The organism is Bradyrhizobium sp. JR4.1, from assembly GCF_040548605.1.
GTDB classification, from domain to species: domain Bacteria; phylum Pseudomonadota; class Alphaproteobacteria; order Rhizobiales; family Xanthobacteraceae; genus Bradyrhizobium; species Bradyrhizobium canariense.
Genome location: NZ_JBEPRY010000017.1, coordinates 60,648 through 78,243, shown reverse-complemented (window position 1 = coordinate 78,243; position 17,596 = coordinate 60,648). Strand labels below are relative to the sequence as shown.

Sequence of the window (17,596 nt, the reverse complement as noted above, 5' to 3'; positions counted from 1 at the left end):
CCAGACCGGCGCAGCGAGATGAGGCGGTGCATCCGCCAAGGGGAGCAAGCAATGGAATTTGGCAGGATCTCACGACGTCATTTGTTGCAGGGCGGTGCGGCCGTCACCCTCGGTGCGGCGACGGGCATTCGTCCCGTCTTCGCGGCCGAGACCACCATCGGATTCATCTACGTCGGCTCGCGCGACGACTATGGCTACAACCAGGCGCATGCGCAGGGCGCGGCGGCGCTGAAGAAGATTCCCGGCCTCAAAGTCGTGGAAGAAGAGAAGGTGCCCGAGACCGACGCGGTCGAGAAGACGATCGAGTCCATGATCAATCTCGACGGCGCCACCCTGCTCTTCCCGACCTCGTTCGGTTACTACAATCCGCACATGGTCAAGATGGCCAACAAATTCCCGAAGCTGCACTTCGAGCATTGTGGCGGCCTGTGGAGCGACAAGGACCCGAAGAACGCCGGCAGCTATTTCGGCTATATCGATGAAGCCCAGTACATCTCGGGCATCGTCGCCGGCTATAGCTCCAAGAGCGGCAAGCTCGGCTTCGTCGCCGCCAAGCCGATCCCGCAAGTGCTGCGCAACATCAACGCATTCGCGCTCGGCGCGAGGCTTGCCAATCCCAAGGCCACCACGCAGGTCATCTTCACCGGTGACTGGTCGATGCCGGTCAAGGAAGCCGAGGCAACCAACAGCCTGATCGATCAGGGCGTCGACGTCCTCACTTGCCATGTCGACGGTCCGAAGACCATGGTCGAGAACGCCGCGCGTCGGGGCGCCATGGTGTGCGGCTATCACGTCAACCAGTCTCCGCTCGCGCCAAAAGCGTATCTCACGGGAGCCGAGTGGAACTGGGAAGCGCTGTACCCCAAGTTCGTCAAGATGATCACCGCCGGCGAGAGCATCCCGAACTTCTATCGCGGCGGCCTCAAGGAAGAGATCGTCAAGACCTCGCCCTATGGCGAAGCGGTCTCCGCCGAGGCGCGCAAGCACGCCGACGACGTCAAGGCCAAGTTCTTGTCCGGTGACGGCTACGCCATCTTCAAGGGAGGGCTGGTCGACAACAAGGGCAAGACGGTGATCGCGGCCGGCACCGATCGCGGCCAGAAGGACCCCGAACTCGAGAAGATGGACTATCTCGTGGAGGGCGTGGTCGGGGCGACTTCGTGACGGCGGAAGCTGCGGATCCCGTTGAAGCGGTCGGGACAGTTGCCCCGGCCGCCGATCCGGGATTCCTCCAGCGTCACGGCGGAGCGATCGAATATATCCTGATCCCGGGCGCGGCGCTGGCCGGCGCGCTCGTGGTCTTCGGCATCTTCGTCGCGATGTTCGGCAAGAACCCGCTCGACCTCTATTTCTACATGTACTACGGCGCGTTCGGCACCTGGTTCTCATGGCAGAACACGCTGACGCGCGCGGCGCCGCTGATCCTCACCGCGCTCTGCACGGCGCTGCCTGCGCAGCTCGGCATGGTCATCATCGGCGGCGAAGGCGCACTCCTGATCGGCGCGCTGTCGGCAACCAGCGCAGCACTGGTACTTCAGGGCATGCCGCCGCTGATCGTTCAGATCGCCATGGTCGTCGGCGGCGTGATCGGCGGTGGCCTGTGGGTCATGCTTTCGGGCGCGCTGCGGCAATATCGCGGCGTCAACGAGACGATATCGAGCCTGTTGCTCGTCTACATCGCGCTCGCGGTCCTCAACCATCTCGTCGAAGGCGCGATGCGCGACCCCGCCAGCCTCAACAAGCCGTCGACCCGCGAGATCGGCGCGGCCAACATGATCGGATCGATACCTGGCACCGACGTGCATTGGGGTCTGGTGTTCGGCCTGATCGCCGCGATTGCCGCCTATATCCTGATCTATCACACCGTGTTCGGCTTCGCCGCGCGCGTTGCCGGCGGCAACATCCGCGCTGCGAAGATCGTGGGCCTCGGCGTCAGCAAGCTCATTTTGACGATTTGCTTCCTCGCCGGCGGCGCCGCGGGCCTTGCCGGCATGGTCGAGGTCGCCGCCGTGCAGGGGCGCACCAATGCCAACCTCGCCGCAGGCTACGGCTTCACAGGGATTCTCGTCGCCTTCCTGGCGCGGCAAAATCCGCTCGCCATTATCCCCGTCGCGATCCTGCTCGGAGGCATCAGCGCCAGCGGCGGGTTGTTGCAGCGCCGCCTCGGATTGCCGGATGCATCCGTGCTGGTGCTGCAAGGCATCATCTTCGTCTTCGTACTGGCCAGCGATGCGCTCTACGGCCGTATCGGGTTTCTGAAGGGAAAGTCCTGAAATGGCAGACGGCTCGATCGGACTCTGGACCGTCCCGCTCGCCGTGCTCGGCGGCGCCATTCGCGTCTCGACCCCGTTCCTGTTCGTGAGCCTGGGCGAATGCATCACCGAGCGCTCAGGCCGCATCAATCTCGGCCTCGAAGGCACGCTGGTGATGGGCGCGATGAGCGCCTACGGCATTTCCTATCTCACGGGATCGCCGTGGCTGGGCGTGCTCGCCGCTGGCATCACCGGTGCGCTTCTGGGCGCCCTGCATGCCGGCATCTGCTCACTGCCGCGCGTCAACGACATTGCGGTCGGCATCGCGCTGATGCTGTTCGGCACCGGCCTAGCTTTCTATCTCGGCAAACCGTTGATCGAGCCGACAGCGCCTCGACTGCCCGCAATCGATTTCGGCTGGTGGAGCGACATTCCGCAGGTACGGGCGGCCCTACGGGTCAACGTGCTGTTCCTGATCGGCGTCGCGCTCGCGCCAATTCTCTACTGGGCCTTCCGGACCACGCGCTGGGGCCTCCTGATCCGCACCGCCGGCGAGAGTTCGGACGCTGCGCGTGCGATGGGCCACTCCGTGCTGCTGATCCGCCTGCGCGCGACCATGGTCGGCGGCTTCCTCGCCGGCATCGGCGGTTCGTTCCTGTCGCTGTTCTATCCCGGAAGCTGGAACGAGGGCCTGTCCTCGGGCCAGGGCATCACGGCCGTGGCGCTCGTGATCTTCGCGCGCTGGGACCCGATGCTGTGTCTGTGGGCCTCGCTCGCCTTTGGCGGTGCTGCAGCACTGGGCCCGGCGCTGCAATCGGTCGGCGTCACCTCCGGCTATCACCTCTTCAACGCCGCCCCTTACATCCTGACGCTGGCGATCATGATCATCACCTGCTCGCCGAAACGGACGCTGACCGGAGCCCCGGCCGAATTGTCGATCACCCGCTAGAGAGCGAAATCATGCCCGAGCGCACCATCAAGTCCGAGCCCTATGCATGGCCCTATAACGGCGATCTCCGCCCCGAGAACACCGCGCTCATCATCATCGACATGCAGACCGATTTCTGCGGCGTCGGCGGCTATGTCGACAAGATGGGCTATGACCTGTCCCTGACGCGGGCACCGATCGAGCCGATCAAGAAACTGCTGACGGCCATGCGGAGCCAGGGCTTTCACATCATCCATACCCGCGAAGGCCACCGTCCCGATCTCTCGGATTTGCCCGGCAACAAGCGCTGGCGTTCCCGGCAGATCGGCGCCGGCATTGGCGATCCCGGCCCGTGCGGCCGCATCCTGGTGCGCGGCGAGCCCGGGTGGGACATCATCCCGGAGCTCGCGCCGCTGCCTGGCGAACCCATCATCGACAAACCCGGCAAGGGCTCGTTCTGCGCCACCGATCTGGAGCTGATTCTGCGCGTGCGCGGCATCGAGAACATCGTGCTCACCGGGATCACCACCGACGTTTGCGTTCACACCACCATGCGTGAGGCCAACGACCGCGGCTTCGAATGCGTGCTGTTGCATGACTGCTGCGGTGCGACCGACAAGAGCAATCACGAGCACGCGCTGAAGATGATCAAGATGCAGGGCGGCGTGTTCGGTGCGGTCTCGACCTCCGACGCTTTCATCGGAGAGATTTCGTGATCGTCGGCGAAACGCCGCCGCCCTCGGGCGCCTTCGGCATCGATGCCATCGCCATGACCATGCGCTTCGGTGATTTCCTGGCGCTGGACAATGTCGCGCTGAAAGTGCGGCCGGGTTCGTTCCATGCGCTGCTCGGCGAGAACGGCGCCGGCAAGTCGACCCTCGTCAAATGCATCATGGGCTACTATCACGCCACCGAAGGCGACATCCTCGTCGGGGGGCGCGAGCAGGCGATCGGCAATCCGAAGGACGCCCACGCCCTCGGCCTCGGCATGGTCTACCAGCATTTCACGCTGGTGCCGGCGATGACGGTCGCCGAAAATCTGGTGCTGGCGCGCGATGACGTGCCGGCCGTCGTGAACTGGCCGAAAGAGATGAAGGAGCTCGAGGCCTTTCTCGCGCGCATGCCGTTCAAGGTGCCGCTCAGCTCAAGAGTCTCCGACATCTCCGCGGGCGAACGGCAGAAATGCGAGATCCTCAAGCAGCTCTACCTGAAGCGCCGCTTCCTGATCCTGGACGAACCGACATCAGTGCTGACGCCTGCGGAAGCCGACGAAGTGCTCGGCATGCTCCGCGACATGGTCGTCAAGGGCGAGCTCACCATCCTGATGATCACGCACAAGTTCCGCGAGGTCATGGCCTTCGCCGACGACGTCACGATCCTGCGCCGCGGCAAGCTCGCCGGCGCCGGCAAGGTTTCCGAACTGACGCCGGACGCGATGGCGCGCACCATGATCGGCGCCGAGGAGCTGACGGTACAGCCGCCGCGCACCGGTGAGGCTGGCAAGGCGAGGCTGGAGCTGGCGAAGATGCGCGCGCGCGACGACGCCGGCGCCATCGCCGTGCACGACGTCTCCCTCACGGTCCGTGCCGGCGAGATCGTCGGCATCGCCGGCGTCTCCGGCAACGGCCAGCGCCAGCTCGTCGAGGTGCTGGCCGGGCAGCGCGAAGCTGAAAGTGGCGAGATCCGCGTCGCCGGCGATCCCTATCATGCCAGCCGCGAGGAGATGCGGCGGCACAATATGTCGCTCCTGCCGGAGGAGCCGCTGAAGAACGCCTGTGTCGGCGGCATGAGTGTCGCCGACAACATCGCCTTCCGCGAGTTCGACCGCGCGCCCTTCGCAAGCGGCGGCTGGTGGCTCAACCGCGGCGCCTTCCGCGTCGACGCCGGGAAGAAGATCGCCCAGTACAAGATCAAGACCCGCACGCCTGACACGCCGATCTCGGCATTGTCGGGCGGCAATGTCCAGCGCGCCGTGCTGGCCCGCGAGCTCGGCGGCGACGTCGAGGTGCTGATCGCAGCCAATCCCTGTTTCGGGCTCGATTTCGCAGCGGTGGCGCAAATCCATGCCGAGATCATGGCCGCGCGTAACCGCGGCGCCGCGGTGCTGTTGGTCAGCGAGGACCTCGACGAACTCCTTGAACTCTCCGATCGGCTGGTGGTGATGTTCCACGGCGAATTCGTGTATGAAGCACGGACCAGCGAAGCCGATCTGACCGTTGTCGGCCGGCATATGGCGGGGCATTGACCAGGGAAGAGCGATGAGCGGCGGGTCCGAGCGCGACGAGCACTTCCTCCGCCTTTCGTTTGCGGTCGCCCGCCGTTCCCTCACCCACGGCAATCATCCCTTCGGTTGCATCGTCGTCGATGCTGAAGGCAAGATGCTGATCGAGGCCGAGAACGGCTACATGCCGGATCACGACGGCACCGCGCATGCCGAGCGCCTCGCCGCCACGCAGGCCTGCCGCACGCTCGGACGCGAGGTGTTGGCGAAGGCCACGCTCTATTCCTCCGCCGAGCCCTGCGCGATGTGCGCCGGCGCGATCTACTGGGCCGGCATCGGTCGTGTCGTCTATGGGCTCAGCGAGCACCGCCTGCGCGGCATCACCGGCGATCATCCGGAGAACCCGACGCTCGACCTGCCCTGTCGCGAGGTCTTTGCCAGTGGCCAGCGGCCGACAGAGGTTGCGGGGCCGCTGCTCGAAGACGAGGCCGAAGCGCTGCACGATGGCGTGTGGACGAAGTAGCAAACACCAATTCAATTTCGTAGAGCGCGCCGACGGCTCATCCCCTACGTTCCTACCCACAAACGAAGATGACGCCGCGGAGGTTTGACGCGGCGCCATCGTCGTTCACCTGAAGCGTGTCAGGTGGCTAGAACTTCACAGTGACACCGGAGTAGAGCGAGGACTCGGTGCAGGAGCCGGTGCTCACCCTCGCGCCACCGGCCAGGGTGGTGCAGGCCACGGCGTTGTTGTGATCGAGGCCGAACTTGTTCTGCCAATAGCGGTAGGCGACCCAGACGTCCACGAAGTGCGAGTACTTCTCACCCCAAACCGCCTTCGAAGCATCGAGGGTCAGGCGGATCGGCTCGGAGTTGAACTCGACCTTGGTGGGATAGACGCCGTTGGCGACGCTGGCGGGAAGCGGCTCAGTGTCGGTGCCCTTCTTGCCGTACCACGCCGCGCGGCCGCTGATCGAGAAATACTGCATGTTCTGCGGCAGGAAGCCGAGGTCCATATAGTAGTTGGTTTCGATCGCCCAGGTCGGCTTGAACGACGTGTTGCCGTCGGCAATACACGGAGCGGACCAACCGGCGCCGCACTGCGAGAAGGAGTTGTGGTTGGCGAACTCCCAGTACACGAGCGGCGCGACGTTGAAGTAGCCCTTATAGGGAAGATCGAAGGCGAACTGCAGACCGGCGACGACGTCGCGCTTGGCGGCGCCGAAATACCGGTTCTCCGTGTTGGCATCCATGCCAACCTCGAACGAGATGTTATGCAGCGGGCCCTGCGTGAAGGCCTTGGTGTTGAAGATCTCGTTCCAGCCGAAGGTCGAGCGGAAAAGGCCGTAGATTTCTGTCGCGCCGGCACAGCTCGTCGGCGTCGCTGCGAAGCCCGCAGCCGGCGAAACGACCACGCCTGTGGCGGTACACGGGCCTGCCGGATCGTTGTGGTCCGACTTGAACATCGAGATGGTGAAGAAATTGGTGCCGTAGGTCCAGGCATCGAAGTGGGTGAAGGAGTAGACCTGCTTCGTCGTCTTGGCGTTGATCACGCCGTTGGTGTTGGTGAACGCACCGGGCTGCGAGGCATTGAAGATATAGGAGAAGGTGACGCGGTCGTCGATCACCAGGAAGAACGGAAGGTCGGCCGCTTTCTTGGCAGCCTTGACCGGCAGATCCGCCGCCTGAGCCAGGCCACTGGTAGCAACCGTAGCAAGTGACAGCGCGCCTGCTGCAATTGCCTTGAAACGAAACGACATCCTGAATACCCCCAAGTTTGGACACGTAAAAATGAACGTCCCTTGGGTGCGACACTTGCGCCGATCTCCCGGAGTGAGAAGCCTCAACTTGTTTCAAGGCATGCCGCTTGTTTGCACAGGGCGCTGCGTTTCACCGGCGGATTTGGAAGGCCAAAGTCACCGCCACGCCGTCGGGCGAGAGTGGCCATTGCCGGATATTCCCATTTGATTTCGCTCGCCTTTTCATGTCGGCCGGACAATGCAGACAAGATGGGCGGGAGCCACTGTCGAGGTGTTCGCAAATGCATACGCTCGATGGCGCGTCTCTGCTCAACTTCACGCCAAGCCTGCATAGCGGGTTCCGATTTGGCTTGAGCCGTCACAAATTTGCAACAGGCGTTACACGCAAGCCGTGACTGCCAAGGCTGCTCGGAAGGTATCTGAGGACGATCGCCACTGGCGAGAGCCGCGACTCGCCGACACCTCGTGCTGCCGAAGCGTTGAGCAAGGGATGACGCTTTTTCACACCTTACGCGGCGGTTCAAACTAGCTCAGTATTGAGGCACTTCTCCCCATGCAAGCGCATCAGCGAATGTTGGATTCAACGACTAACGGCCTGCATTCCGGCGAGTCCCCGCTCCTCAGGACGATCGGGCTTACCAAGCGCTATGGGGATTTCCTCGCCAACGATGCCATCGACATCGATATCTGGCCAACGGAAATCCACGCGCTGCTGGGCGAGAACGGCGCCGGCAAGTCGACGCTGGTCAAGGCGATTTACGGGCTGATCCAGCCCAGCGCCGGCCAGATTTGCTGGCAGGGGGAGCCGATCGTGCTGTCCGGTCCCTCGGAAGCGCGCAGCCGCGGCATTGGTATGGTGTTCCAGCATTTCTCGTTGTTCGACAATCTCACCGTCGCTGAGAACGTTGCGCTCGGCCTCGACGGGAAAGAATCTTTCAAGGACATGTCGGCGCGGCTCGAGCAGGTGTCGAAGACTTATGGATTGCCGCTCGATCCCAAACGCGAGGTCTGGCAATTGTCCGTCGGCGAGCGCCAGCGCATCGAGATCGTCCGCGCGCTGATGCAGGATCCGCAATTCCTGATCCTTGACGAGCCCACCGCGGTGCTGACGCCACAGGAAGCCGACCAGCTCTTCGTCGTGCTGGAGCGGCTCAAGGCCGAAGGTCGCGCCATCCTCTATATCAGCCACAAGCTCGAAGAGGTGAAGCGCCTGTGCGACACGGCAACGATCCTGCGCGGCGGCAAGAAGGTGGAGACCTGCAATCCCAGGCTTGAGACCGCCGCTTCGCTCGCGCGCATGATGGTCGGCGGCGAGATCAAGGAGGTGAAGGCGGCCGCCGGCCGGCAGACCACGGTGCCGCGCCTCGTCGTCAACGATCTCTCGCTCGCCCCCGGCGAGGCGCATGGCGTGCGGCTCGAGCACATCTCGTTCGAGTTGAAAGGCGGCGAGATCCTCGGCATCGCCGGGGTCGCCGGCAACGGCCAAGACGAACTGTTCGCCGCGCTGTCCGGCGAACGCCTGTCGAAGGATCCCGGCACGATCGTGATCGAAGGCCTTGCTGCCGGCCATCTCTCGATCACGCAGCGCCGCAAGCTCGGCGCGGCTTTCGTTCCCGAGGAGCGGCTCGGCCACGGCACCGCGCCGCGCATGAAACTTTCGGAGAATGCGCTGCTCACCGGGCACGCCGCCAGCGGCATGGTCCATCACGGCTTCATCGATACTGCGGCCACCCTGAAGACGGTCGACCGCGCAACCGAGACCTTCGACGTCCGCAAGGCCAAGCGCGATCCGGAAGCAGCATCCCTCTCCGGCGGCAATTTGCAAAAATTCATCGTGGGACGCGAGATCCTGCGCAATCCCGCGGTGCTGGTGGTGAGCCAACCGACCTGGGGCGTCGACGCCGGTGCAGCCGCCGTCATCCGCCAGGCGCTGCTTGATCTCGCAACCGCAGGCGCTGCCGTGCTCGTGACCAGCCAGGACCTCGACGAACTCGCGGAAATCGCCGACCGCATCGCGGTGATGTTCCATGGCCATCTGTCCGCACCGCTCGCCACCAGCGAGGCGACGCGCGAAAAACTCGGCCTGTTGATGGGCGGCAGCACGCTGGAGCCGAGGGAGGCCGCGCATGCAGTTGGTGCTTGAGAAGCGCGCCGAGCGCTCCAACACGATCGCGCTGATCTCTCCGCTGATCGCGATCGGCCTCACGATCGTGACCATGGTCATCCTGTTCGCGATCCTTGGCAAGAATCCGCTGCTCGCGCTGCACGCGTATTTCATCGCGCCTTTGACCGACAGCTATTCGCTGCAGGAAATCGCGGTGAAGGCGACACCGCTGGTGATGATCGCGATCGGGCTGTCGCTCTGCTATCTCGCCAATGCCTGGAACATCGGCGCCGAAGGGCAGTTCCTGATCGGCGCGGTCGCCGGAAGCTGGATTGCGGTGAAGACGCAGGGCACCGACGCTGGCATCTGGGTGCTGCCGGTCATGCTGGTGCTCGCCGCTGCCGCAGGCGCGCTCTACGCGCTGATCCCGGCAATCTGCAAGGTGAAGTTCGGCGCCAGCGAGATCCTGACCAGCCTGATGCTGGTCTATGTCGCCGATCTCTTCCTCGACTATCTCGTGCGCGGCCCCTGGCGCGATCCGCACGGTTTCAACTTCCCGACCACCGCCGAGTTCGATCCGGTCGCAACGGTGCCGCTGCTGATCGAAGGCGGCCGGCTGCATCTTGGCTCCATCATCGCCCTTCTTGTCGTCGCGGCGGTGGCGATCCTGCTCGGGCGAACGATCAAGGGATTCGAGATTCGCGTGGTCGGTGCGGCGCCCCGCGCCGCACGGTTCGGCGGCTTCAATTCCAACCAGTTGATCATCCTGACCTTCGCCGTCTCGGGCGCGCTGGCGGGTCTCGCCGGCATCATCGAGGTCGCAGGTCCGGTCGGGCATCTCCAGCCCGGCATCTCGCCGGGTTACGGTTTTACCGCGATCATCGTCGCCTTTCTCGGCCGGCTGAACCCGCTTGGAATATTAATTGCAGGCCTTTTTCTCGCGTTGACCTTTATCGGCGGCGAGCAGGCGCAGATCGCGATGAAGATCCCGTTGGACGTCACCAAGGTTTTTCAAGGCATCCTGCTGTTTTACGTGCTCGCCTGCGATTCCCTCATTCTCTACCGCTTCAAGCTGGTCTTCCCGAACCGACAGGTGGCTCGTGGAACTCATTGAAGCCATCATCCTCGCGGTGCTCGCCGCCTCGACGCCGCTCCTGATCGCGGCGACCGGCGAGCTCGTGACCGAGCGATCCGGCGTGCTCAATCTCGGTGTCGAGGGCATGATGATCGTCGGCGCCGCATGTGGCTTTGCAGGTGCGTGGCTGACCGGCTCGATCTTTATTGGCGCACTGTTCGGCATCGTCGCCGGCACGTTGATGTCACTGGTCTTCGCACTGATGGCGCTCGGGCTTGCGGTCAACCAGGTTGCGACAGGGCTGGCGCTGACCATCCTGGGCGTCGGACTCTCCGGCCTGATCGGCGCCGGTTTCGTCGGCGAGCGCATCACGCCGGCGCTGCATCTCAACATTCCCGGTCTCACGGATATTCCGCTGGTCGGCCGCGTGTTGTTCGGCGAGGACGCCTTCGTCTATTTCTCGCTGGCGCTGGTCGCCGGCGTCTGGTGGTTCCTGTACCGCACGCGGCCAGGATTGATCCTGCGCTCCTGCGGCGACAACCACGTGTCTGCGCATGCACTCGGCTACCCCGTGCTGCGCATCCGCACCTTCGCCGTGATGTTCGGCGGCGCCTGCGCCGGACTTGCCGGCGCTTATCTGCCGCTCGCCTATACGCCGTTCTTCATTCCGGGCATGACCGCAGGCCGCGGCTGGATCGCGCTGGCGCTGGTGGTGTTCTCGTCCTGGCGGCCGGGCCGCCTCGTGGTCGGCGCGTATCTATTCGGCGCGGTGACGATCCTGCAGCTGCACGCGCAGGGCTGGGGCGTCGGCATTCCCTCGCAGTTGATGTCGGCGCTGCCTTACCTTGCGACTGTCATCGTCCTGGTCCTGCTCTCCCGCGCGCGCACGGGCGGATCCACCGCACCGGCTGCGCTTGGCACCGTGTTCGTGCCTGACCGCTAGCGTTTCATTTCCGGGGCGGGCGCGATGGGGCGCGCACGTTGCGGATCGTGGCTTTCCCCTGATGTTTGGAGATTGATGATGAGGAAATCACTTCTTGCGCTGACTGCCGGGCTCTTGCTTGCCGGGGGCGTCAGTGCAGCCTCCGCCGCCGACAAGCTGAAAGTCGGATTTATCTACCTCGGCCCGGTCGGTGACCTCGGCTGGACCTATCAGCATGAGCTGGCACGCCAGGCCCTGGTGAAGGAGCTCGGCGACAAGATCGAGACCACTTTTCTCGAAAACGTGCCTGAGGGCCCCGACGCCGAGCGCTCCATCGAGCAGCTCGTCCGCGCCGGCAACAAGCTGATCTTCACCACCTCGTTCGGCTACATGGATCCGACGCTGAAGGTCGCGAAGAAATATCCGAACGTACATTTCGAGCACGCGACCGGATACAAGCGCAACCCGAACATGTCGACCTATTCGGCCAAATGGTTCCAGGGCCGCTACATCCAGGGCCTGATCGCGGCCAAGATGTCGAAGTCCGGCGTGCTCGGCTATATCGGCTCGTTCCCGATTCCCGAGGTCGTCTCCGGCATCAACGCGACGATCCTCGCCGCGCAGACCATCAACCCGAACATCAAGGTCAAGATCATCTGGGCCAACACCTGGTTCGACCCGGGCAAGGAGGCCGACGCCGCCAAGGCGCTGATCGACCAGGGCGCGGATGTGATCATGCAGCACACGGATTCGCCCGCGGCAATGCAGATCGCCAGCGAACGCGGCAAGCTCGCCTTCGGCCAGGATTCCGAGATGATCAAGTTCGGGCCGAAGACCCAGCTGACCTCGATCCTCGATACCTGGGGTCCCTACTACATCGCCCGGGTCAAGGCCGAGCTCGACGGAACCTGGAAATCCGAGGACAGTTGGGGCGGCCTCGACAGCCACATGTTCGCGATGGCGCCCTACACCAACATGCCTGACGACGTGAAGAAGATCGCCGAGAATGCCCAGGCCGCGATCACCGCGGGCAAGCTGCATCCGTTCAAGTGCCCGGTCCTTGGGCAGGACGGCAAGCCTGTCGAGTGCAAGGGCGGCGCCAATCTCGACGACGGCCAGATCCTCGGCATGAATTTCTATGTCAAAGGCATCGACGACAAGCTGCCGGGCAAGTAGCACGCTTCTTGCATCGCCTAAATCACCTGCTCCTCCCGGAGGAGGTTCGGAGGGGGTGGCCAGAAGCACCCGGCACTTGTGGTCGCCCCCTCTTTCTATTTTGCTGATTATCCCGCCTGCATCGCCCGCGCCGCGGAACTGTGGCGGCTGATCAGATCGGCGACATCCAGGCCCGGGATCGCTCCGTCGATCACGGCCCATTTCCCCGCCACCATGACCCGATCGGCCCGGTGGGCCCCGCACAGGACGACCGCGGCCAGGGGATCGCCATGGCCGGAGAAGCGTAGCTCGTCGAGCCGGAACAGCGCGAGATCGGCCGCCTTGCCGACGGCGATCTCACCGAGTTCCGGTCGACCGACGCAGGCCGCCGAGCCCTTGGTGGCCCAGCGCAGCGCATCCTTATGACTGACCTTCGTCACCCCGTAGCGCGCCCGCTGTAGCAGGAACGCAGCCCGGACCTCCTGCATCAGGTTCGATCCATCGTTCGAGGCCGAGCCATCGACGCCGATGCCGATGCCCACACCGGCCTCCTCCATTTCGCAGACGGGGCAGCAGCCGGAGGCCAGAAGCTGGTTGCTGCAGGCGCAATGACTGATCGTCGTCTTCGCCTTGCCGAGCCGCTTCATCTCGTCTGCATTGAAGAAGATGCCATGGGCGAGCCACGTCCGCGCATTGAGCCAGCCGCATTGTTCGAGATAGTCGAGCGGACGGCAGCCATACATCTCCTGGCAGAATTTGTTCTCGTCCTCGGTCTCGGCCAGATGGGTATGCAGGCGCACATCGAGCTTGTCTGCGAGATCGGCGGTGGCGCGCATCAGGGACGTCGTCACCGAGAACGGCGAGCAAGGTGCGAGCGCGATCTGCACCATCGCATCCGCGCCGCGCTGGTGGTGCTTGGCGACCACCCGCGCGCTGTCGGCGAGGATGGTGTCCTCATCCTGCACGACGCTATCGGGCGGCAGACCGCCGTCGCGCTGCGACAGGTTCATCGAGCCGCGCGTGAGCAGCACGCGCACGCCGAGCCGCCTGGCCACCGCCACCTCGATATCGACGGCGTCTTCGAGCCCCGCCGGAAAAACGTAGTGATGATCCGTCGTGGTGGTGCAGCCCGACAGCAGCAATTCGGACATCGCCACGGTGACGCCGAGCTCGAGAGCTTCAGGCGTCAGCTTCGCCCACACCGGATAGAGCGCCTGAAGCCAGGGAAACAGCTCGCGGTCCATCGCCGCCGGCAGCGCCCGCGTCAGCGTCTGGTAGAAATGGTGATGGGTGTTGATGAGGCCCGGCAGCACGACGTGGTCGCCAGCATCGAACACCGCGACGTCAGCGGTTGCAGGCGCAGCGCCGGCCGGCACCAGCTCGACGATCCGGCCGCCTCTCACCACGATCCCGCGCTCGGCGCCATCGGCGAGGATAGCCAGGGGATCCCTGATCCAGATCGGCTTTGCGTCGCTCATCAACCTGCTCCTCCTCACATCCGCCGACGACAGGCCTGCAAGGCAGGGGCGGGCCTGATTGCACTTTTGCTGCGACTTGTTGTTGCGACTTGGCGCTCGTCTTGCAAGACTTTCTCCTGGTTCGATTCACTCGTTGGAAGCGTTGGCGTCGCCATGGACTTGAATACCATCACAGCGGTCGCCCATCCGCAAACGCGCACGCAGCTGCCCGTTTGGACGCCAGGTGATGCTTGGCTCGCGGGCGGCACCTGGCTGTTCTCGGAGCCGCAAGTTCACCTTACTCGGCTCATCGATCTCGCCGACCTCAAGTGGCCGGCGCTGACGGTCACCGAGAGCCATTTCAGCATCGCGGCCACCTGCACCGTTGCGCAGCTCGATGGATTCGCCTGCCCACCCGACTGGTTCGCGGCGCCGCTGATCAACCAGTGCTGCCGCGCCTTCCTGGCTTCGTTCAAGATCTGGAAGACGGCGACCGTCGGCGGCAATCTCTGCATGTCGCTTCCGGCGGGACCGATGATCTCGCTCACCGCTGCGCTGGACGGCGTCTGCACCATCTGGAAGGCCGGCGGCGGCGAACAGGTGATGCCCGTCTTCGACTTCGTCAGCGGCAACCAGCTCAACCGTCTGGCGCCGGGGGACCTGCTCCGGCAGATCGATATTCCGATCGCCGCGTTGAAACGTCGTACGGCCTTCCGCCAGATCTCGCTGGCGCCGGTCGGCCGCTCGGCGGCGCTCCTGATCGGCAGTCTGGATGCCGATGGCACGCTGACGCTCACGGTCACCGCCTCGACGGTGCGGCCGATCCGGTTGTCCTTTCGCGAGGTCCCCGACACGAAAGCGCTTCGCGATTCCATCGCGCAGCAGATCACGGACGATCTCTACCATACCGACATCCACGGTAAGCCGCTCTGGCGCAAGCACATGACACTGCGGCTCGCCGAAGAGATCCGCGACGAACTCCTCGGAGCACCGCCGGCATGAGCTTCGAGGTTAATGGCACGACGTTTCCACAGGAGCCGCGCGCCGGCCAGTGCCTGCGCACGTTTCTGCGCGAGCTCGGCCATTTCGGCGTGAAGAAGGGCTGCGACGCCGGCGATTGCGGCGCCTGCACCGTGCTGCTGGACGGCGAGCCGGTGCATAGCTGTCTGATCCCGGCGTTCCGCGCCGACGGGCGCGCGGTCACGACGATCGAAGGCCTCGGCGGTGACAGCGGCGCGCATCCGATGCAGCAGGCTTTCCTCGATGCGCAGGGCTTTCAATGCGGCTTTTGCACCGCCGGCATGATCCTGACCTGTGCCTCGCTGAACCAGGCGCAGCGCACCGATCTCGGCGTCGCGCTGAAGGGCAATATCTGCCGCTGCACCGGCTATCGCGCGATCGAGGACGCGCTGCTCGGCAAGGCCAATGTCGAGGCGGGCGTCGAAGCCGGCGCCGCATTCGGCCGCAGCCTGCCGGCGCCGGCTGGCCCCGATGTCGTGCGCGGCAAGGCGCGCTACACGTTCGACACGCAGATCGACGGCCTGCTGCATATCAAGCTGCTCCGTTCGCCGCACGCCCACGCGAGGATCGTCGCGATCGACAAGTCGGAAGCGCTGCGCGTTCCCGGCGTGCACGCGGTACTGACGCATGAGGATGCGCCAACCACTCTGATGTCGACCGCGCGGCATGAGAAGGACTGGATGGATCCCGAGGATACCCGTGTTCTCGACGACATCGTCCGCTTCATCGGCCAGAAGGTCGCCGCCGTGGTCGCAGACAGCGAAGCCGCGGCCGAGGACGCATGCCGCCGGCTGAAGGTCAGTTACGAGATTTTGCCCGCGCTGGTCGATCCGGAGCAGGCGATGGCGCCCGGCGCGCCCGTCATTCATCCCGATCGCACCACCGCGAACCGCATCGCCTATGCCCAGCGCAACCTCGCTGCGGAGACGCATGGCGAATTCGGCAACGTGGCGGCTGCGCTCGCGACATCCGCCGCCACCTTCGAGGGCACCTTCCATAGTCACCGTGTGCAGCATGCCGCTTTGGAAACCCATGGCGGCCTCGCCTGGCTCGATGCTTCCGGCGTGCTCAATGTCCGCACCTCGACGCAGGTGCCGTTCCTGACCCGACGCGCGCTGTCTGATATCTTCGAACTTCCCATGGACAAGGTCCGCGTCTTCTGCGAGCGCGTCGGCGGCGGCTTTGGTGGCAAGCAGGAGATGTTCGTCGAAGACATTCTGGCGCTCGCCGCGCTCAAGACCGGACGGCCGGTGAAGCTGGAGCTCACCCGCGAGGAGCAGTTCATCGCAACCTCGACGCGGCATCCGATGCGGGTCCACGTCAGGGCCGGTGCCGACGCGAACGGCAAGCTCACGGCGCTCCAGCTCGACGTGCTCTCCAACACCGGCGCCTACGGCAATCACGCCGGCCCAGTGATGTTCCACTCGCTGGCCGAATCCATCAGCGTCTACAATTGCCCGAACAAGCGGGTCGACGGCTACGCGGTCTACACCAATACGGTGCCAGCAGGCGCGTTTCGCGGTTATGGTCTGCCGCAAACACTCATCGCGGTCGAGGCCGCGATCGACGAATTGGCCAAGCAGCTCGGCATCAACCCTTACGAGATGCGCCGGCGCAACGTCATCAAGCCCGGCGATCCCATGGTGTCGCCGCCGCCGTCGGAATTCCACGACGTGCACTACGGCTCCTACGGGCTCGACCAGTGCCTCGACCTCGTCGAGCGCGCGATGCAGGCTGATGGTCCACAGCCGGACCTGTCGCCGGAGTGGCTGATCGGCGACGGCGTCGCGCTGACCATGATCGACACGGTGCCCCCGGCGGGCCATCTCGCGGATGCGATGGTCACGCTCAACGACGACGCCAGCTTCGACCTCACCGTCGGCACCGCCGAATTCGGCAACGGCACCAGCACCGTGCACCGGCAGATCGCGGCGACCACGCTTGCGACCACCGTCGACCGGATCCGCCTGCGCCAGTCCGACACCGCCCATGGCGGCCACGACACCGGCGCCTATGGCAGCGCCGGCATGTTCGTGGCAGGCAAGGCGACGCATGCCGCAGCCATGCAGCTTGCGACCGAGCTGAAGGCGGCCGCCGCCGGCGCATGGCTCTGCGACGTCGGCAGTTGCACGCTCGATAGCGAAGCCGTCGTCAGTGGCGTGCGGCGCATGTCCTTTGTGGAGCTGGCAAGGCTCGCGCGCGAACGCGGACAGCCGTTCGCAGGCGCCGGCAATTCCGGCGGCACGCCGCGTTCGGTCGGCTTCAACGTGCAGGGTTTTCGCGTCGCCGTGAACAAGGCCACTGGCGAGCTCCGGATTCTCAGGAGCGTGCATGCAGCGGACGCCGGCGTCGTGGCCAATCCCATGCAGTGCCGTGGTCAGGTCGAAGGCGGTGTCGCGCAGGCGCTCGGTGCCGCGCTCTACGAGGAGATGGTGATCGATGCGGATGGCCGCGTCGCCAACCCCAAATTCCGAGACTACCACCTGCCCTCCTTCGCCGATGTGCCCCGCACCGAGGTCTTCTTCGCCGAGACCTCCGACACGATCGGCCCGCTGGGGGCGAAGTCGATGAGCGAGAGTCCGTACAATCCGGTCGCCGCCGCTCTCGGCAACGCGATTGCCGATGCCACCGGCATCCGCTTCACTGCGCCGCCATTCAAGCCGGACCGGCTGTTTCCGGCGCTGCACGATAAGTTTGGATAG

14 protein-coding genes are annotated in these 17,596 nt (G+C 64.7%); 12 read left to right on the top strand and 2 right to left on the bottom strand.

Going from position 1 to position 17,596, the window contains the following annotated elements; genetic code table 11:
* The first annotated feature begins 51 nt into the window (after nucleotides 1-51).
* The 6 genes from ABIB90_RS28035 to ABIB90_RS28010 are packed head-to-tail and all read left to right on the top strand — an operon-like array spanning nucleotide 52 to nucleotide 5,924.
* A complete protein-coding gene (locus ABIB90_RS28035; RefSeq protein WP_354201716.1) occupies nucleotides 52-1,164 on the top strand; it encodes a BMP family ABC transporter substrate-binding protein in 1,113 nt (370 codons plus the stop codon).
* Nucleotides 1,161-2,273 (top strand): ABC transporter permease, encoded by a 1,113-nt coding sequence (locus ABIB90_RS28030; protein ID WP_354201715.1) that lies wholly within the window; start codon nucleotides 1,161-1,163, stop codon nucleotides 2,271-2,273. Before ABIB90_RS28035 ends, ABIB90_RS28030 begins: the two co-directional genes overlap by 4 nt.
* A 1-nt stretch (nucleotide 2,274) precedes the next feature.
* Nucleotides 2,275-3,201, top strand: a complete 927-nt coding sequence (locus ABIB90_RS28025; protein WP_282524256.1) for an ABC transporter permease — start codon at nucleotides 2,275-2,277, stop codon at nucleotides 3,199-3,201.
* 11 nt (nucleotides 3,202-3,212) lie between these two features.
* On the top strand, nucleotides 3,213-3,896 hold the full coding sequence (biuH, locus tag ABIB90_RS28020; RefSeq protein WP_354201714.1) for a biuret amidohydrolase: 684 nt from the start codon (nucleotides 3,213-3,215) through the stop codon (nucleotides 3,894-3,896).
* A complete protein-coding gene (locus tag ABIB90_RS28015; RefSeq protein WP_354172164.1) occupies nucleotides 3,893-5,425 on the top strand; it encodes an ABC transporter ATP-binding protein in 1,533 nt (510 codons plus the stop codon). Before biuH ends, ABIB90_RS28015 begins: the two co-directional genes overlap by 4 nt.
* 13 nt (nucleotides 5,426-5,438) lie before the next feature.
* On the top strand, nucleotides 5,439-5,924 hold the full coding sequence (locus ABIB90_RS28010; RefSeq protein ID WP_007601465.1) for a nucleoside deaminase: 486 nt from the start codon (nucleotides 5,439-5,441) through the stop codon (nucleotides 5,922-5,924).
* 127 nt (nucleotides 5,925-6,051) lie between these two features.
* Here the strand turns inward: ABIB90_RS28010 and ABIB90_RS28005 are convergent, their stop codons facing one another.
* Nucleotides 6,052-7,161 carry a hypothetical protein gene (locus ABIB90_RS28005; protein WP_007601464.1) on the bottom strand — a complete coding sequence of 370 codons (1,110 nt, stop codon included), beginning with the start codon at nucleotides 7,159-7,161 and terminating at the stop codon, nucleotides 6,052-6,054.
* A gap of 571 nt (nucleotides 7,162-7,732) precedes the next feature.
* On the opposite strand from ABIB90_RS28005, the gene ABIB90_RS28000 reads away from it, so the two are divergent.
* The 4 genes from ABIB90_RS28000 (at nucleotide 7,733) to ABIB90_RS27985 (ending at nucleotide 12,438) form a co-directional block, all read left to right on the top strand.
* Complete coding sequence (locus tag ABIB90_RS28000; RefSeq protein ID WP_354172161.1) at nucleotides 7,733-9,304, top strand: ABC transporter ATP-binding protein; 1,572 nt, start codon at nucleotides 7,733-7,735, stop codon at nucleotides 9,302-9,304.
* A complete protein-coding gene (locus ABIB90_RS27995) occupies nucleotides 9,288-10,379 on the top strand; it encodes an ABC transporter permease (protein ID WP_354172159.1) in 1,092 nt (363 codons plus the stop codon). Before ABIB90_RS28000 ends, ABIB90_RS27995 begins: the two co-directional genes overlap by 17 nt.
* Nucleotides 10,366-11,283 carry an ABC transporter permease gene (locus tag ABIB90_RS27990; RefSeq protein ID WP_354172157.1) on the top strand — a complete coding sequence of 306 codons (918 nt, stop codon included), beginning with the start codon at nucleotides 10,366-10,368 and terminating at the stop codon, nucleotides 11,281-11,283. Before ABIB90_RS27995 ends, ABIB90_RS27990 begins: the two co-directional genes overlap by 14 nt.
* 78 nt (nucleotides 11,284-11,361) lie before the next feature.
* Entirely contained in the window at nucleotides 11,362-12,438 is a 1,077-nt protein-coding gene (locus tag ABIB90_RS27985; RefSeq protein ID WP_354172155.1) for a BMP family ABC transporter substrate-binding protein, read from the top strand.
* Nucleotides 12,439-12,545: 107 nt separating this feature from the next.
* On the opposite strand, the gene ABIB90_RS27980 is transcribed toward ABIB90_RS27985, so the two are convergent.
* Nucleotides 12,546-13,895: an 8-oxoguanine deaminase gene (locus ABIB90_RS27980; RefSeq protein WP_354172153.1), complete on the bottom strand. Its 1,350-nt coding sequence runs from the start codon at nucleotides 13,893-13,895 to the stop codon at nucleotides 12,546-12,548.
* A gap of 153 nt (nucleotides 13,896-14,048) precedes the next feature.
* On the opposite strand from ABIB90_RS27980, the gene ABIB90_RS27975 reads away from it, so the two are divergent.
* Entirely contained in the window at nucleotides 14,049-14,876 is an 828-nt protein-coding gene (locus ABIB90_RS27975) for an FAD binding domain-containing protein (RefSeq protein WP_354172151.1), read from the top strand.
* Entirely contained in the window at nucleotides 14,873-17,596 is a 2,724-nt protein-coding gene (locus ABIB90_RS27970; protein ID WP_354172149.1) for a molybdopterin-dependent oxidoreductase, read from the top strand. Before ABIB90_RS27975 ends, ABIB90_RS27970 begins: the two co-directional genes overlap by 4 nt.

What these genes read in the sequence shown, in the direction of transcription:
- ABIB90_RS27970 (WP_354172149.1), top strand. Translation starts at nt 14,873, where the DNA reads ATGAGCTTCGAGGTTAATGGCACGACGTTTCCACAGGAGCCGCGCGCC.
- ABIB90_RS28000 (WP_354172161.1), top strand. Translation starts at nt 7,733, where the DNA reads ATGTTGGATTCAACGACTAACGGCCTGCATTCCGGCGAGTCCCCGCTC.
- ABIB90_RS27995 (WP_354172159.1), top strand. Translation starts at nt 9,288, where the DNA reads ATGCAGTTGGTGCTTGAGAAGCGCGCCGAGCGCTCCAACACGATCGCG.
- ABIB90_RS28005 (WP_007601464.1), bottom strand. Translation starts at nt 7,161, where the DNA reads ATGTCGTTTCGTTTCAAGGCAATTGCAGCAGGCGCGCTGTCACTTGCT.
- biuH (WP_354201714.1), top strand. Translation starts at nt 3,213, where the DNA reads ATGCCCGAGCGCACCATCAAGTCCGAGCCCTATGCATGGCCCTATAAC.
- ABIB90_RS28035 (WP_354201716.1), top strand. Translation starts at nt 52, where the DNA reads ATGGAATTTGGCAGGATCTCACGACGTCATTTGTTGCAGGGCGGTGCG.
- ABIB90_RS27975 (WP_354172151.1), top strand. Translation starts at nt 14,049, where the DNA reads ATGGACTTGAATACCATCACAGCGGTCGCCCATCCGCAAACGCGCACG.
- ABIB90_RS28010 (WP_007601465.1), top strand. Translation starts at nt 5,439, where the DNA reads ATGAGCGGCGGGTCCGAGCGCGACGAGCACTTCCTCCGCCTTTCGTTT.
- ABIB90_RS28025 (WP_282524256.1), top strand. Translation starts at nt 2,275, where the DNA reads ATGGCAGACGGCTCGATCGGACTCTGGACCGTCCCGCTCGCCGTGCTC.
- ABIB90_RS27980 (WP_354172153.1), bottom strand. Translation starts at nt 13,895, where the DNA reads ATGAGCGACGCAAAGCCGATCTGGATCAGGGATCCCCTGGCTATCCTC.
- ABIB90_RS27985 (WP_354172155.1), top strand. Translation starts at nt 11,362, where the DNA reads ATGAGGAAATCACTTCTTGCGCTGACTGCCGGGCTCTTGCTTGCCGGG.